Origin of the sequence: Undibacterium sp. Di24W (assembly GCF_049340325.1) — a bacterium.
Lineage (GTDB): Bacteria > Pseudomonadota > Gammaproteobacteria > Burkholderiales > Burkholderiaceae_D > Undibacterium.
This window is the reverse complement of record NZ_JBMPOP010000023.1, coordinates 1-692: the sequence shown is the minus strand read 5'-3', so window position 1 is coordinate 692 and position 692 is coordinate 1. Positions and strand designations below refer to the sequence as shown.

Annotated in this window: 1 protein-coding gene; it reads right to left on the bottom strand. The window is 47.5% G+C overall.

Annotated elements, in window-relative coordinates; genetic code table 11:
* On the bottom strand, positions 1–692 hold a 692-nt coding region (locus ACO0KZ_RS20455; protein WP_422998629.1), incomplete at both ends, for a hypothetical protein.

Genomic DNA, 692 nt, shown 5'->3' with positions numbered 1-692 from the left:
GCATCGATCGATACACCAACCGTTGCTGCTGCAACGTTGACGTTGTCGATTGCACGGATAGTCAAACGCTCAATGTGTGTTGTTGTGTTAGCAGCTTGGAAGCTGTCAACCAATGCGTCAACGATAGTATCGTTCAATTGAACTTGTGACACTTGAGTTACTGCTGTGTCATTCGTCAATTCGATGTTACCGATGTTGCTGATACCGTTGAAATCACCGATCGATGCGTTTGTTGCATTACGCAATTCGATAACGTCATTGTTCTTTTGGCTGTTGTTAGTCGTGTTGTTATCAACTGCACCGCCGTTGATTGCGTGTGAACCGTTGAAGTTCGCATCAGAGAAGATGATACGGTCAGCTGTGCTGCTCGCGCCTTCTTCACCTTTGTAGCTGAAACGGCTTGTTGAGCTCAATGTACGTGCATCGATAACAACTGCGCTTTCAACGCCTGTCAATGGTGTGTCAGCTGTACCAGCAGCAGCACCAGTATTGTTGGCTGTATCGTTGTCATTGATGATCGCCAATACGCCTGCGTTGTTGTTCGCAGCGATCAATTCGTTCGTCAATGTCAAACGGTAGTTACCAGCACCCGCTACGCCAGCGTTGTTTGATGTGCCTACCAAACGGATAGTTTCGAAACCAGAAACGTTAGTCCATTCAGATGCGCCCAAAGCAATCGTGTCGCCCAAGTT